The organism is Nocardiopsis sp. RV163, from assembly GCF_001029525.1.
Taxonomy (GTDB): Bacteria; Actinomycetota; Actinomycetes; order Streptosporangiales; family Streptosporangiaceae; genus Nocardiopsis; species Nocardiopsis dassonvillei.
This window is the reverse complement of record NZ_LEKI01000142.1, coordinates 1-15,370: the sequence shown is the minus strand read 5'-3', so window position 1 is coordinate 15,370 and position 15,370 is coordinate 1. Positions and strand designations below refer to the sequence as shown.

At 73.7% G+C, this 15,370-nt stretch carries 10 protein-coding genes and 1 pseudogene; 8 read left to right on the top strand and 3 right to left on the bottom strand.

All coding sequences use genetic code 11. The features are described 5' to 3' along the window. Positions 1 to 1,134: 1,134 nt before the first annotated feature. Together ABD54_RS20900 and ABD54_RS20895 are read right to left on the bottom strand one after the other, a co-directional pair. Entirely contained in the window at positions 1,135 to 2,544 is a 1,410-nt protein-coding gene (locus ABD54_RS20900; protein ID WP_047871219.1) for an MFS transporter, read from the bottom strand. A gap of 4 nt (positions 2,545 to 2,548) precedes the next feature. After that, positions 2,549 to 3,421: a glycerophosphodiester phosphodiesterase gene (locus tag ABD54_RS20895; RefSeq protein WP_047871218.1), complete on the bottom strand. Its 873-nt coding sequence runs from the start codon at positions 3,419 to 3,421 to the stop codon at positions 2,549 to 2,551. Positions 3,422 to 3,575: 154 nt separating this feature from the next. On the opposite strand from ABD54_RS20895, the gene ABD54_RS20890 reads away from it, so the two are divergent. From ABD54_RS20890 to ABD54_RS20870, 5 genes are all read left to right on the top strand, one after another. After that, the gene (locus ABD54_RS20890) at positions 3,576 to 4,082 is read left to right on the top strand and encodes an Rv3235 family protein (protein ID WP_047871217.1); all 507 of its coding nucleotides are present in this window, start codon (positions 3,576 to 3,578) and stop codon (positions 4,080 to 4,082) included. A 384-nt stretch (positions 4,083 to 4,466) separates the two neighbouring features. Next, the gene (locus ABD54_RS20885; protein ID WP_047871216.1) at positions 4,467 to 6,365 is read left to right on the top strand and encodes a S9 family peptidase; all 1,899 of its coding nucleotides are present in this window, start codon (positions 4,467 to 4,469) and stop codon (positions 6,363 to 6,365) included. A gap of 481 nt (positions 6,366 to 6,846) precedes the next feature. Then, positions 6,847 to 7,848 carry a C40 family peptidase gene (locus tag ABD54_RS20880; protein WP_047871215.1) on the top strand — a complete coding sequence of 334 codons (1,002 nt, stop codon included), beginning with the start codon at positions 6,847 to 6,849 and terminating at the stop codon, positions 7,846 to 7,848. A 198-nt stretch (positions 7,849 to 8,046) separates the two neighbouring features. Next, a complete protein-coding gene (locus ABD54_RS28370) occupies positions 8,047 to 8,220 on the top strand; it encodes a hypothetical protein (protein WP_047871214.1) in 174 nt (57 codons plus the stop codon). A 201-nt stretch (positions 8,221 to 8,421) separates the two neighbouring features. After that, a complete protein-coding gene (locus tag ABD54_RS20870; protein ID WP_053063633.1) occupies positions 8,422 to 10,086 on the top strand; it encodes a glycosyltransferase family 2 protein in 1,665 nt (554 codons plus the stop codon). A 251-nt stretch (positions 10,087 to 10,337) separates the two neighbouring features. Here ABD54_RS20870 and pstS read toward each other — a convergent pair whose 3' ends face one another. Continuing rightward, complete coding sequence (gene pstS / locus ABD54_RS20865) at positions 10,338 to 11,486, bottom strand: phosphate ABC transporter substrate-binding protein PstS (protein WP_047871212.1); 1,149 nt, start codon at positions 11,484 to 11,486, stop codon at positions 10,338 to 10,340. Positions 11,487 to 11,698: 212 nt separating this feature from the next. On the opposite strand from pstS, the gene treY reads away from it, so the two are divergent. The 3 genes and pseudogenes from treY to ABD54_RS20850 all read left to right on the top strand — a co-directional run. After that, entirely contained in the window at positions 11,699 to 14,083 is a 2,385-nt protein-coding gene (treY, locus tag ABD54_RS20860) for a malto-oligosyltrehalose synthase (protein WP_047871211.1), read from the top strand. Positions 14,084 to 14,138: 55 nt separating this feature from the next. After that, a complete protein-coding gene (locus ABD54_RS20855) occupies positions 14,139 to 15,026 on the top strand; it encodes a putative RNA methyltransferase (RefSeq protein ID WP_047871210.1) in 888 nt (295 codons plus the stop codon). A gap of 72 nt (positions 15,027 to 15,098) precedes the next feature. After that, positions 15,099 to 15,370: pseudogene (locus ABD54_RS20850) on the top strand (malto-oligosyltrehalose trehalohydrolase); the annotation flags it as partial.

Below are 15,370 nucleotides of genomic sequence, written 5' to 3'. Positions count from 1 at the left end.
GGCTGGGGGAGCGGACTCGGCCCACACCGCCAGCGCGTCCCCGGTCCACGCGCCGTGCAGAACCCGCACCGCACCCCCCTCGTCCTCACCGATCATCGGCCCCAGTATGGCCGGGGAGGACGACAGGCCGTGACGCGAGCTGGGGGAGGAAAACGTCCCGCCCGGTGCCGAGCCCCTGTCTGGGAACCCGCGGCGCTGTCATGGGTGCGGCTGTGAGCTCTGTTGTGGGAGGGCGGTCAACGGCCGGGGTTCAGGGGTGGTCGCCCGCTCCCGCGGCGCCTGCTGCCGCGTAGCGGCCCGGGAGGGCGGCCAACGCTTGACGTCGGCGGGGCCTGCGGGTCCCGGGCAGCGCGACCACCGGTCAGCGCTGCCACGGCCGGGGACCGTTCCCCGGGGTCCGCCTCGGGCGCTGCGGCCATCGTCTCCATACTGTCTTATGACAGGCCAGCGCCCGCTTTTTTCCACTGTCCACATCCTGGAGGTGAATACATTTTCGGGTTTCTCTCCGGGCTCTGATCTTCATTGCCGAGTCAAAATTAAGCCGGGCTCAAAAGGTGTCCGAAAATGCGCTCCCGGAAGGACCGCGTGTCGTTGGCGAGATCTCCGCCCGTCTCGACCGCGGGAGTCAGAAGCGTAACCCGGGACCGGAGGGACTGTTTGCCGTTGGGGGAGACGCAGCAGAGCCCGGCCGCCCCCGTGCCCTCGGCGTTGGTCGCCTTCCGGTGGTCGCTCCCGCCTTCGGTGCCGCTTTTCGCCGGTCACCCACACCCCCGCCCGGCGCTCACCCCTTCTCACCGTTCGCGCCCTTTCGCGGCGGTCGGTGCGCTTTCGCTGCCGCCAGCAGCCCCCGCCGGGAACGCGTAGGGCAGGGGCCCCGTGGCCGACCCCTGCCCGCCCCCGCTCCATTGCCGTTATCGGGTGCCGAGTGCTTGAGGGCATGCCGAAGCCTGCACGGGTGGGGTCCCCCTATTTCCAGGAAACCACTCCGACCCGTCCCGGAACACCCCCAGCCCCCACCTGTGGAAGACCTAGCCGCCCGCAGGAGACAACACCCCGCGACCCCTCAACACCTACGACCACCGGCTCAGAACACGTCCGTCCGCCAGCGGGCCCGCACTCCAGCGGCCCGACGATCTACAGGTTGCGCGGCACCTCGTTGCCCACCGCCAGGATCCCCTCGCGCATGCGCGTGCGCCACAGCAGCAGACCGCCGATGACGAAGAACACGATCAGCGACAGGATCGCCATCCGGTAGCCGCCGGTGAGCGAGACGGCCACGGTCACGGTCAGCGATCCCAGGAAGCTCGATCCCTTGTCCGAAATCTGGTACAGGCTGAAGTACTCCGCCTCGCGCCCGCGGGGGATGAGCTGCGAGTACAGGGACCGAGCCAGCGACTGGGTGCCGCCCAGCACCAGGCCGATGCCCACGCCCATGGCCACGAACAGCGGCACGTTCCCGACCGGGAGGAAGTAGGCCGCCGCGACGAGCGAGCTCCACACCGCGAGCGTGGCCAGCACGGTGTTCTTGGTGCCCAGGACCCGGGCGACGCGGCCGGTGAGGAAGGCGCCCCCGAAGGCCACGAACTGGATGATGAGGATGGTGACGATGAGGATGTTCTCGTCCAACCCCAGATCCTGGGTGGCGAAGGGGGCCGCGTAGCGGATGGCCGCCTGCACACCGTCGTTGAACAGGATGAACGCCAGGAGAAAGAGAATCGTGTTCGGGTACTTGCGCATGTCCTTGAGCGTGTGCCCGAACTGGCGCAGCGACCGTCCCACCTTCGGGCGGCCCTGGGCGCGCGCCGCCAGGGCGCCGTAGCGGTCGCGCAGCGGCCGCAGTGCGAGGACGGTGAACCCCGCCCACCACAGGCCGCAGGAGGCGAAGGCGATGCGCGCGGCGTCGTCCGTGCCCAGGCCCAGTGACGGAGCGCCGAGCACCAGGCCCAGGTGGGCGGCCAGCAGCAGCGCTCCGCCCAGGTAGCCGATGCCCCAGCCGGTGACCGACACCCGGTCGCGTTCCTCGGCCGTGGCCACCTCGGGCAGGAACGCGTTGTAGACCACGCCCGCCAGCCCGTACAGCAGGTTGGCCAGCACGAACAGCACCGAGGCCACGAGGTAGCCGTCGGTCGCGAAGTACAGTCCCAGCGTGCACGCCGACCCGCTGACGGCGAGCCAGAGCAGCCACCGCTTCTTGTGCCGCGAGTGGTCGACCATCGACCCCACGATCGGCAGGCACAGGATCTGGAGCAGGATCGCCACCGTGGTCAGCGCCGGGTAGAGCGCGTTGGGGTGCAGCGAGAGGAAGTCCAGGCCCAGCGGGCTGACCGACAGCGCGGGGTCAAGACAGGACGCGGCGTCCGGGGCTCCGGCCGACACGCACGCCAGGTTGCTCAGGTACGGGCCGATGAGCACGGTCACCACCGAGGTGGTGAACACCGAGTTGGCCCAGTCGTAGAGGTACCAGCCGCGCTGTTCGCGCCTGCGCTGCGCCGGGTCGGCAGAGGGGGCGCCGGTGGGGTCCGTCTCCGGTGGTGTGCTGGCCATGGGGCTATCCGTTCCGCTGGGGGGAGTCGGTGGAGGTGGAGGTGTCGCCGGAGGCGCCGACGGGGTCGACGGTGGAGGCGGAGGGGGTGTCGCCGGTCCACTGGCCCCGCCGCACGAGGAGTTCCCGGAGGGCGCTCGTGTTGTCGGTCACGATGCCGTCCACCCCCGCGTCGAGCAGGCGCTCCATCGTCCCGGGCTCGTTGATGGTCCACACGTGCACCTGCACGCCCAGTCGGTGCGCGGTGGCGATCAGGTCCCGGCTGAGCAGGGGGAGGGTGCCGTGGCGCAGGGGGATCTGCGCGCAGACGGGGACCCGGCTGGCCAGGGAGCGCAGCAGCGGTGACAGGGAGGCGGCCCGCAGCCGGACCACGTCCAGGGGGCCGCAGGAGGTGGCCACGGGCCGCTCGAACAGCCGCCGGGCCCGGTCCAGGCGGCGCTGGTCGAAGGAGCCCACGCACACCCGGTCCCAGGCGTTGGTGCGGCGCAGCGCCTCACGCAGCGGTACGACGGCGGCGTCGGCCTTGACGTCGATGTTGAACCGCGCCTCCGGCCAGGTCCCGAGCAGGTCCTCCAGCACCGGGACCGGCTCGCGTCCGGCCACCCGGGCGCGGGCCACCTCGCGGTGCGGCAGGTCGCCGATCGCGCCGCTCATGTCGGTGGCGCGGTCCAGCGTGGGGTCGTGGAAGGCCATGAGCACGCCGTCGCTGGTGGCGTGCACGTCGGTCTCCAGATACGTGTAGCCGAGGTCGACGGCGTGCTGGAAGGCCGCGGCGGTGTTCTCCAGTTCGGTGCGGCGCACGCCCCGGCCGTCGAGGAGCCACCCGCCGCGGTGGGCGAGGGCCACGGGTACGGGGGAGGAGAGGTAGGCGGAAGTCACGCATGCAGTATGCCGGTTTCGGGCGGTTGTGCGCCCTGCGCCCGGGGGCGGCGGAACATTCCCGAAACCTGGAATGCCAGCTGGCACGGGGACGGCTGTGCCGCCTCTGTGCAGGGTGAAGGCGGAACGTCATCCTCCCGGAAGGGACCTGTTCATGTCGTACACCCCTCACCGCCACCCCTGCCCCCGACCCCTGTGCGCCCACGGCGTGCCCGAGTACCACCGGCCGGTCCGCACCCCCGGGCGCACGCCCCTGCCGCCGCGCCGCGCTCCCGTGCGCCGGTGCGGGACCCCGCTCCTGGCGGGCCACCGCACCCCCGGCCCCGTCCACCTGCTGGCCCAGCGCGTGGCCGAGGTGCTGGTCGGCCGCCGCACCCCCGAGGCGCTGCGCGACCAGGTGACCGTCCCGGTCCGCGAGGAGCTGCGCCGCCTGCGGGGCACGGTCTCCTGCGAGCTGGCGCCGCGGCTGACTCAGGTCTACCACCAGCCCGTGGACGCCGGCGGTGTGGAGGCCAACGCCGTGATCCGCTGCGACCGCCGGTCCCGGGTGTTCGCCTTCCGAGCCCAGCGCCGGGGGGACGGCCGGTGGGTGTGCACCCGGTTGGAGACCGACGGCGCCGTGCGCGGCCGTGGCGGGATGCCCGTCGAGCCGACCGGGTGAGACCTCCGCGCGGGACCGCGGGACGGACACCGGGCCAAGGCCCCGCGCGGCCCGGTGTCCGTCATCCTCGCGTTGGTGCCCGCGCCCGCGTCCCGGAGAAGACCGCCGTGCGGGGCCGCTGGCGGGCCCCCTCCACCCGCCCGGGCCCGGCGCGGACGGGGGTTCCGCTGGACGGAAAGCGCCTGGATTTCCGGTGAGGAGCCTGGATAGGGTCCCCGTGGGGTGTTCTCCGGACCGGAGCGCTGACCCCGTCTTCGAACGGCGGCGCCCATGACGCGGCCCGACCGTTCCCGGCACGCGGCGGCCCCGAACGACGGGCCCGCCGCCAAGCGAAAAGGAGGGGGCGGTCACGGCGCTCCCCGCGCCGGGACGGCCATCCGTTGTATGAAACCTGCTGACATCGCCCACCTGCACAGCATCGGCGCGCCCGCCCTGTCCCCCGACGGCCGCCGCGCGGTCTTCTCCTTGTCCCGGCCGGACCTGGAGGAGGACGCCTACCTGGGCTCCCTGTGGTCCGTGCCCACCGACGGCTCCGCGCCGCCCGCCCGGCTCACCCGGGGCACCAGGGACAACGGCCCGGTGTTCTCCCCCGACGGGCGGTGGATCGCCTTCCTGCGCCCCGACGAGGACAAGCGTCCGCAGATCCACGTCCTGCCCGCCGACGGCGGCGAGCCCTGGAAGATCACCTCCCACCCGCTGGGCGCGGGCGCCCCCCGCTGGAGCCCGGACTCCACCCGGATCGCCTACACCGCGCGAGTCCCCGAGGCCGACCGCTACGTGGACCGCGAGCCGGGCAAGGAGCCGCCCCGGCGCATCACTCAGCTCAAGTACCGGCTGGACGGCCTCGGGTTCGCCAACGACCGGCGCACGCACGTGTTCGTCTCCGCGCCCCTGGACCCCTCGGGCGAGGCGGGGGAGCCGGTCCGGGTGACCCGTGGCGATTTCGAGCACCGGTCCGTGACCTGGAGGCCCGACGGCACCGAACTGGTCTTCGCCGCCGCGCGCCACGCCACCCGCGACACCGACCTGGTGGAGGACCTGTGGGCGTGCGCGCCGGAGGAGGGCGCCGAGCCGCGCCGGGTGACCGCCGGGAACCTGGACGCCGCGCGGAGCGACTTCTCCGGGGACGGCGACACCGTCTACTTCCTCGGTGACGAGCTCGGCCCCGACCTCGACGACTTCGTGGGCCAGACCAGCGCTCTGTGGTCGGTGCCCGCCGACGCCTCGGCGGCGCCCGTCCGGCTGACCCCCGCCCAGGACCCGCGGATGGCCGGGGGCCCCAAGGTCACCGGGCGCGGCCTGCTCGGCCTGGCGGAGAACCGCGGCGCGGTGGACCTGGTCCTGGTGCCCTTCGGGGGCGGCCAGCCCGAGACTGTCGTCGGCGGCCCGGTGCAGGTCCAGTCATTCGACAGCGCGGGCGGCGTCACCGTCGCTGTGGTCGCCGACGGCCGCAGCAGCGGCGAACTGGTCGTGGTCGGTGACGGGGGCACGCGGGCGCTCACGGAGTTCGCCGGCGCCCTGGACCCCCTGCCGATGAGGGAGCTGACGGCCCACACCGCCGACGGCTACCCCGTGCACGGGTGGGTCACCGTGCCCGAGGGTCAGGGACCGCACCCGGTGGTGCTGATGATCCACGGCGGTCCCTTCGCCCAGTACGGCCACCAGCTCTTCGACGAGACGCAGGTCTACGCCGCGGCCGGGTACGCCGTGGTGATGTGCAACCCGCGCGGCTCCTCGGGCTACGGGCACGAGCACGGCCGGGCCGTCATCGGGTCGGTGGGCGCGACCACCGCCACCGACGTGCTGGCCTTCCTGGACGCGGCGCTGGAGGACGAGCGGCTGGACTCCTCGCGGGTGGGCGTCATGGGCGGGTCCCACGGCGGGTTCATGACCACCTGGATCGCCGCCCACCACGGGGAGCGGTTCCGGGCGGCGATCAGCGAGCGCGCGGTCAACGCCATCGACAGCTTCCACGGCTCCTCCGACATCGGCTCCTTCTTCCCCGGTCCGCTGTACGGGCCGCCGCAGACCTGGGCCGAGGAGAGTCCGCTCACCTACGCCGACCGGATCTGCGTCCCGTTCCTGATCATCCACTCCGAGGAGGACTGGCGCTGCCCGGTGGAGCAGGCGCAGCGCTTGTTCGCGGCGTTGAAGCTGCGCGGCCGGGAGGTGGAGATGCTGCTCTTCCCCGCTGAGGGGCACGAGCTGTCGCGTTCGGGCCTGCCCAGCCACCGCGTGGCCCGCTTCGAGGCGGTCCTGGACTGGTGGCAGCGACACCTGTGACATGTGCCGGGGCGGGGTGCGCCCCGCCCCCTTCCGGCGGTTCGCGTGATACACGTCACTTTTTTGGCGGGCTTTACTCAGTTTTGGGGTGCTTCCAGAGGGGAGAGTTAATCACCGCCACGCCCGCTCGTGCGGGCTTTTCGGCCCTCTTGTTATGGAACCGCTGGTCAGGGGGTTGCCCAAGGGAAGGTAACGAAAGGGTCGCGGCCGGTCCCGGTGGTGAATTAGTGTTCCCTCAGGCCGGAACGCCCCCGTTAGTCACCACAAGGGTGACGGCGTCCGGTTTCCGTCGCACTCTCGCTCACGAGCAGTCCTTTCCCATGAGCAGAGGCCACCGCAGAACTCCGGCACACCTCCCTCGGCCCCCTCGAGCGCCGCCCGCCGGGATCCCCCTCACCGCGTTCCCGCGCGCCCTCACCCGGGCGCGTCCTCGGGATGCCCTGCGCTGGTAGGCGGGTGTGGGAGAAAGGCAGTCGGTCCCTTGACTCGCAACCCCGAGCCCGGAAGGCGCAGCAGGCGCCGTGTCGCGACGGTCGGCTGCGCCACCCTGGGCGCCGTCGTCCTGTCCTCGGGCGTGGCCTTCGCCGAGCCCACCGCCGAGGAGGCCCGTGAACGCTACGAGCAGCTCCAGGAGGAGCTCTCGACCCTGAACGAGGCCTACAACCAGGCCGAGGAGGACCACTCGGCCGCCGAGGCCGAACTGGAGGAGGTCGAGGAGCAGCTCGCCAAGGCCCAGGAGGAACTGGAGGCCATGTCCGGCACGGTCGCCGGGATCGCCCAGACCGCCTACACCGGGTCCACGCACAGCCTCTTCACGGTCCTGTTCCGCGGCGATCCGGACGGGTCGCTGCAGAACATCGCCGACCTGAACTTCCTGTCCATGGGCCAGGACGCCGTCCTGGACGACTACGTCGCCCAGGTGGAGCGCGCCGAGGGCCTGCGCGACCAGGCCGCCGAGTCGGAGGCCGACGCCTCCACCGCGCTCTCCGAGGCCGAGACGGCCAAGGAGGAGGGCGAGGCCGCCCTGGACGAGCAGTCCGAGGTCCTGGAGAGCCTGGACGGGCAGGACCCGACCGCCTCCGAGGCCTCCACGGGCGGCGGCGAAGCCGTCGCGGCCTCCGGTGACGTCCAGGCCGTCCTGGACTTCGCCCGAGCCCAGATCGGCAAGCCCTACGTCTGGGGCGGTACCGGCCCCGACGGCTACGACTGCTCGGGCCTGGTCCAGGCTGCGTGGGCCCAGGCGGGGGTCAGCCTGCCCCGCACGACCTACGACCAGGTCAACGCCGGAACCCGGATCTCGCGCGACGAGGTCCAGCCCGGGGACCTGCTGTTCTTCTACAGCGAGTCCTCGCCCAGCCACGTGGGGATCTACTCCGGCAACGGCAACATGGTCCACGGCTCCAACCCGTCCAAGCCGCTGGAGGAGGTCTCCCTGGCCGCCTACTGGGACAGCGTCTTCACCGTCGCCGTCCGCGTCGGCTAGCGGACCGACCGGAACCGTCGCCCGCGTGAGGCGAGGGCTGCGGCCCGCGACGGCCTCGTGCTCACGGCCGGTTCCGACGCGTCGGAGGGGCCGTGGGCGCAAGGCCGCGCCGGAGGGGCCGAGCAGCGCGCCCTCCCCCGGAAACGGAGCCGGGCCGAGTGTTCCGGTCGGCGGTGCGCTCCGCGTATTCTTCCGGCCATGGGACGTCTCGTGTTCAGGGTCGCGGCCGCGGTCGCGGTCGTCATCGCCTTCTTCTGGATCCTGTCCGTGGTGGTCGGCATCCTGGTCTGGCTCCTGATGGCGGCCCTGCTCGTGGGCGTGGTCTGCCTCGGCGTCCGGATGCTCAGGGCGCAGGGCGGCCAGAACCGCTGACCGCGCAACCGCTGTCGGGGGCGCGCCGCCGGAACCCGTGCGGCGCGCCCCCGTCCGTGTGCCCGGTCCGTTCGCCGCGGACCCGTTTCCTGACACATGGGCGAAGGCCTCCGCAGCGGAGCCGAGCGAGGGTATAGTTACTATGTGTCACTGAATAAGCACGTAGGGTCTCATGTTGACGGAGTGTCTCACCGTGGCCGGGTGGAACGCGTCCTCACCCGCGTCTTCCGCAACGACTGGAGTGCGCTGACACCGCCCGACATCGGACGCTGGACCCCCGACCTGCGGGTCAGCGTCGTCATCCCGGCGCGCGGCGGGCAGCGCCGCCTCGACCTCGCCCTGGCCTCACTGGCCGCGCAGACCTACCCCGAGGACCTGATGGAGGTCGTGGTCGTGGACGACCACTCCTCCCCGGCGCTGCGCCTGCCCGACCTGCGCCCCGCCCACTGCCGCGTCCTGACCGTCCCCGACGGCGTCTGGGGCGCCGGGTACGCCCGCGCCTACGGCGCCCACTCCAGCACCGGCGACGTCCTGCTGTGGATGGACTCCGACATGGTGGTGTGCCGCGAGTTCGTCGAGGCCCAGGCGCGCTGGCACCACGTCCACGCCGAGGCCGTCACGCTCGGCCGGGTCCGCTTCGCCGACACCGGGCCCCAGAGCCCCACAGACGTCCTGGCCCTGGCCCGCACCGACGCCCTGCACACCGCCCTGGACACCGGCCGCCACCACGCGTGGGTCGAGCGCGTCCTCACCGGCAGCGACGGCCTGCGCGACGCCGACCACCTGGGCTTCCACGCCTACGTCGGCGCCGCGGCGGCCGTGCGCCGCAGCCTGTACGAGGCCGCCGGGGGAGTGGACCCCGACCTCGACCTGGGCCAGGACACCGAGTTCGGCTACCGCCTCTGGCAGGCGGGTGCCGTCCTGCTGCCCGAACCCGCCGCCACCGGCTGGCACGTGGGCCGCGCGGGCACCGCGCGCACCCGGCTGCCCTCCGAACGCTTCCGCACCGAGGTCCTCGCCGAGTTCATGCCGCACCCGCACGCCTATCGCGAGCGGGTCCCGGCCCACCGGCGGCGCATCCCGCTCGTGCACGCCGTGGTCGAGGTCTCCGGCGCGCCCTACGACCTCGTCCGCGGCTGCGTGGACCGGCTCCTGGACAGCGCCGAGACCGACCTGGCCCTGACTCTGGTCGCCGACTGGGACGGCGCCGAGGAGGGCGGCGCCTCCGCGCGCGGGGCGCGGCGGCTGCGTGCGGTGGACGGCCGGGCCCAGCGCGACATCGGCGGACCCCACCTGGACCTGCGGCTGATCCAGGCGAACTACCTTCGCGAACCCCGGATCTCCTTCGCCACGTCCGCGCCCCGCACCGGGTTCCCCTCCCCGTTCCTGCTCCAGGTCCCTGTCGCCTGGGGACTGGGCCAGGTGGCACTGTCGCGCCTGCTGGCCAGCGCCGAGCGCGCCCGAGCGGGGCTCACCGAACTCTTCCCCGCCGCCTCGCCCACCCGCGACGCCGGGGTGCGGCTGTGGCGCACCCGCGCGCTGGCCCGGGCCCTGCGGGTCCGCGGGGAGGACGAGGACCTGGGCGACGTGGTCGCCGCCCTGCACGGCCGCTACCGGATCCACGCCGGGGAGGAGACGCTGACCGACCTGTCGCTGTACCGCTCGGTGCCGCCGCCCCCGCGCACCGAACCCGAACCGGCGGAGGTGGCCGCCTCCTCCCCGAGACCGGAGGAACATCCGGCGGGGGAGTGCGGCACACGGGAGCACGAGGCGGGGCGGGAGCCCGCCGGCCCCGCGCGGTCCGGCGGCTGGCTGCGCTCGGGCTGGGCGAGGGCCCGCCGGAGGCTGCGCCGCGAGCGCGGCTGACCGCCTCCCGGGGTCCGACCGCGACCGGGCAGATGGGGGAAGACATCGACCCGGAGAGCGGGCGGACCCCGCCGAGCGCCCCCGCATCCCGGGGATGACCGAGGGCGACGCGGCCGGTACTCAAGGTACCCGACGCCGCGCGTGCGACGGGCACGCCGCCGAGGCGGCGTGCCCGTGACTTCCGTTCCCGCGGTCCGGGCGGCCCCGGGGCCGCCCGAACCGCGGGGTCAGCTCCGCGCGGGCGGGACCGCTCAGCTGACGGCGGCGATCGACTCCAGGAGCTTCTCGCGCAGGGCGTCGCTGACCGGGGCCGACCCGGTCTCCTCGGAGGCGGCCGACTGCCCCTCGGGGCTCACCACGTAGCGCAGGAAGGACTTGGCCCGCTCGGCCTGGCCGTCGTCGGGGTAGTCCAGGCACACGACCTCGTAGCTGACCAGGACCAGCGGGTAGCTGCCCGCCTCGGTGGTGCCGTAGTTCAGGTCCAGTGCCAGGTCGTACTCGCTGGGGTTGTCCTCGCGCTGCGGGGACTCGGCGACCACCTGGGCGGCGGCCTCGGGGGAGATCTCCACGAACTCGCCGCCGACGCCGATGTCCACCGTGGACATGCCGTGCACGTGCGACATCTCCACGTAGCCGATGGCCCCCTCGGCCCGCTCGACCGTGTCGGCGATACCGCTGTTGCCCTGCGCCGACTCGCGCGGGGTGAGCGGCCACTGCCCGCTCGGCTCGTGCGGCCAGGCGTCGGGCGCCGCGGCGCTGAGGTAGTTGGCGAAGTTCTCCGTGGTGCCCGAGTCGTCGGAGCGGTTGACCGGGGTGATCGCCATGTCCGGCAGGTCCGCGTCCGGGTTGTCCTCGGCGATCTCGGGGTCGTTCCACCGCGTGATCTCCTGGTTGAAGATCTTGGCCAGCGTCTGCGGGCGCAGGTTGAGCGAGTCGACGCCCTCCAGGTTGAACACCACCGCGATCGGGATCACGTAGGCGGGCAGGTTGACCACGTCGGAGCCGCCGCACCGCTCCCCGGCGTCGGCGTTCTCGTCCGGGTCCATCGCCGCGTCGGTCCCGGCGAAGGCCACCGCGCCGTCGATGAACTGGCTGCGCCCGCCGCCCGAGCCGATCGAGTTGTAGTAGACGCGCGCGTCGTCGCAGGCGGACTGGTAACCGGCGATCCAGGTCGTCATCGCGTTCTCCTGGGCGCTGGAACCGGCCCCCGAGAGGCTGCCGGAGAAGCACTCCAGGCCCTCGGGAACCTCCGGCGCGGCGCTGTCCGGAACGGCCTGGTCGCTGCCGCAGGCGGTCACTGCCAGCAGCAGGCCGACCAGCGCGGCCGACGCTGAGACCCCCTTGGAGGCCCCGCCGTGGCGGAGGACGCCGGTCTTGGTGCGCTTGTTGGACGGGAGCACGACTGCTTCTATCCCCTTCGTCGGTGTCGGTGGTCCTGGTCTGCGTTCACCGCCGCGCGTCCCCGAACGGGAGGTCGTCGCTGGTGATGGAGCACCGCCGAAGAATTTAACCACCGGCGGACCACCACCTCCAAGGCAGCCCCGTGTGGCACGGCGCTCACGCGGGCCGGCGTGCATGACACGCGGACGGTACGGGCACGGGTAGATGCGTGATGAGCACGCACGACACGTCCACCGCTCCGACGTCAACCTACCGCCTCCAGTTGCGCCCCGGGTTCACCCTGGAGGACGCCGCGGAACTGCTCGACTACCTGGACCGACTGGGAGCCGGGGCGGTCTACCTGTCCCCGGTGCTCGCCGCCGCGCCGGGCTCCCAGCACGGCTACGACGTGGTCGACCCCACCCGGGTCTCGCCCGAACTGGGCGGAGACGCCGCCCGCGAGGCCCTGGCCGCCAAAGCGCACGAGCTGGGCATGGGCGTGGTCGCCGACATCGTCCCCAACCACATGTCCGTGGTGCGCGCCGACGCCAACCGCTGGTGGTGGGACGTCCTCGCCCACGGCCGGGACTCGGTGTACGCGCGCTGCTTCGACATCGACTTCGACGCCGGACCCGTGCTCGTCCCCGTGCTGGGCGACGACGGCGACGGCGGACGGGCCGCCCTGTCCGACCTCGTCCTCGCGGACGGCTGCCTGGCCTACCACGACAAGCGCTACCCGCTCGCCCCCGGCACCCACGAGCCCGGCGACTCCGTCGAGGCGGTGCACGAGCGCCAGCACTACCGGCTGGTGTCCTGGCGGCGCGGCGACGGCGAACTCACCTATCGCCGGTTCTTCGACGTGAGCGAGCTGGCCGCCGTGCGGGTGGAGGAACCCGGTGTCTTCGACGCCACCCACGCCGAGATCCTGCGCTGGGCCGAGCTCGGCCAGCTCGACGGGCTGCGGGTGGACCACGTGGACGGTCTCACCGACCCCGGCGGCTATCTGCGCCGCCTCGCCGAGCGCTTCGGCGGCTGGGTCGTGGTGGAGAAGATCCTCGCCCCCGGCGAGAGTCTGCCGCAGTCCTGGCCGGTGGCCGGAACCACCGGGTACGACGCCCTGCGCGAGCTCTGCGGCGTCTTCGTCGACCCCTCCGGTGAGGCCGATCTCACCACCCTCGCCCTCGACCAGGGGGTGGAGGTGGACGTCGCCGAGGCCGACCTGCTGGCCCGCCGACACGCCGCCGCCGAGCTGCTGCGCACCGAGGTGCGGCGCATCGCAGCCCTGCTGCCGCCCCGGCCCGGACGCGGGCGGGAAGCGCCCTCGCCCGAGGCGGTGCGCCGCCGCGAGGAGGCCGTGGCCGAGCTGCTGTGCGCCTTCGACGTGTACCGCTCCTACCTGCCCGAGGGCGAGCGCGACTGGGCCCGGGCGGTGGAGGCCGCCGCGGAGCGCCGACCCGACCTGGCCCACGACCTGGAGGCCATCGACCTGCGGGTGCGCCGCGACCCCCGGGGCGAGGCCGCGCGGCGCATCCAGCAGACCAGCGGGATGGTCGTGGCCATGGGCACCGAGAACACGGCCTTCTACCGCACCACCAGGTTCGTCGCCCTCAACGAGGTGGGCGGGGACCCCGCCGACTTCGCCGTCGCACCGCGCGAGTTCCACGACGGCGCGGCCCGCCGCGAGGCCGCCCGGCCGCACACCATGACCGCCCTGTCCACGCACGACACCAAGCGCTCCGAGGACGTGCGCGCCCGTCTGGCCGCCCTGTCGGAGGTGGCCGAACCCTTCGCCGAGGCCGTGCGCCGCTGGACCGTGCGGTGCGCCCTGCCCGAACCCGCGCTCAACCTCCTGGGGTGGCAGACCCTGGTCGGCGCCTGGCCCATCGGGGAGGAACGCCTGTCCGACTACCTTCTCAAGGCCGCCCGTGAGGCGCGGCTGGGCACATCCTGGACCGAACCGGACCCCGACTTCGAGGACCGCGTCCGCTCCTGGCCCGCGCGGGTGCTGGGCGACAGGGCCCTGCGCGGGGAGGTGGCCTCCGTGGTGGAGTCGGTGCGCGAGGCCGGATGGAGCAACTCCCTGGGCCAGAAGGCCGTGCAGCTGCTCGGCCCGGGTGTCCCGGACCTGTACCAGGGCACCGAGCTGTGGGACCTGTCCCTGGTCGACCCCGACAACCGCAGGCCCGTGGACCACCAGGCCCGCGCGGACCTGCTGACCCGGATCGAGGACGGCTGGCGCCCGCCGGTGGACGCCACCGGCGCGGCCAAGCTCCACCTGGTCCGCGCCTGCCTGCGCACGCGCCGCGAGCTGCGCCCCGCGGGTTACCTGCCGCTCACCGCCTCCGGCCCGGCCCGGGAGCACGCCCTGGCCTTCGCGCGGACCTCGGCCGGAGCAGACCGGCCCGATCTGGCGGTGGTCGCCACCCGGCTGCCGATCGGGCTGGCCGACGCGGGGGGCTGGGCGGACACGGTCGTGGCGCTGCCCTCGGGGCCGGGGAACTGGACCGACCGGCTCACGGGTCGGGCCGTGGCGCCCGACAGCGCCGACGGGCTCACCCTGGCGCACCTGGCCGAGGTCCTCGACCGGTACCCGGTGGCGGTCCTGACCCGGGAGTGAGGTGCGTCCCGGTCGCGGACGGCGGCGCGCGGCGGCGGGTAGGCTTGCCGCGATCATGGCGCGTACCGACACCCCACACACCACCGGCCCCAGGATGCGCATGCCCGCGGCCGTCGCGGCTGCCCTGGCCTGCCCCGCCTGCGGCAACGGGCTCGACCCGGTCGAGCGCGGGCTCTCCTGCGGCGCCGGGCACAGCTTCAACGTGGCCAGGGAGGGGTATGCGAGCCTGCTCACCGGAGCCACGCCGCCCGGGACCGGAGACAGCCGTGAGATGGTCGCCGACCGCCTCCGGTTCCAGGAGGCGGGGCACCACGACCCGATCTCCGACGCCCTGGTCAACGCCCTGGCCCGCGAGCTCACCGCGCCCGCACCCCTGGTCGCCGACATCGGCGGCGGGACCGGGCGCCACCTGACCCGGGTGCTGGAGGCCCTGCCCCACGCCGTGGGGCTGACCGCCGACGCCTCCAAGTTCGCCGCCCGCAAGGCGGCCAGGGCGCACGAGCGCGGCGGAGCCGTGACCGCCGACGCCTGGCGGGGCCTGCCGCTGCGCGGCGGCTCCGCGGACGCCCTGCTCAACGTGTTCGCGCCGCGCAACGCCGCCGAGTTCCACCGCGTCCTGCGCGCAGACGGGGTGCTGCTGGTCCTCGTGCCCGCCGCCGACCACCTGGCCGAACTGCGCGGACCGCTGGGCCTGCTGGAGGTGGACCCGCGCAAGGACGAGCGCCTCGCCGACTCGCTGCACGGGCACTTCGCCCCCGCCGGGGCCGAGGACCTGCGCTTCACCATGGACCTGGACCGCGCCGACGCCGCGACCGTCGTCGGCATGGGGCCCAGCGCACGCCACGTCGACGCCGGGGACCTGCGCGCCCGCATCGCCGCCCTGCCCGAACCCGCGGCCGTCACGGCGTCGGTGCGCCTGCACGTCTACCGGCCGCTCCGCTGAGCGAAACGGGCAGGTCCGGGCAACACCGGCAGCCGCGGATGGCGGGCGCGCGAGCCGGGTAGACCACCCTGCGTGAAACGAGCCCAGACCACCCCGACCACGTCCGACGCCCTCGTCGCCCCCGCCGTCCCGGGTGTCGGCGTCCGCGGCGACTTCGCCGTGTGGGCGCCCCACCGCGAACGCGTCCGCCTGCGCCTGTACGGCACGGCGCAGCGCGAAGGCGCCGCGGAGTGCGACGTCCCCATGCGGCCCGACGACGACGGCTGGTGGCGCGTCCGAGTCGAGGACGCCGGGCCCGGCACCGAGTACGCCTACCTCCTGGACGACGACCCCCAGCCCCTGCC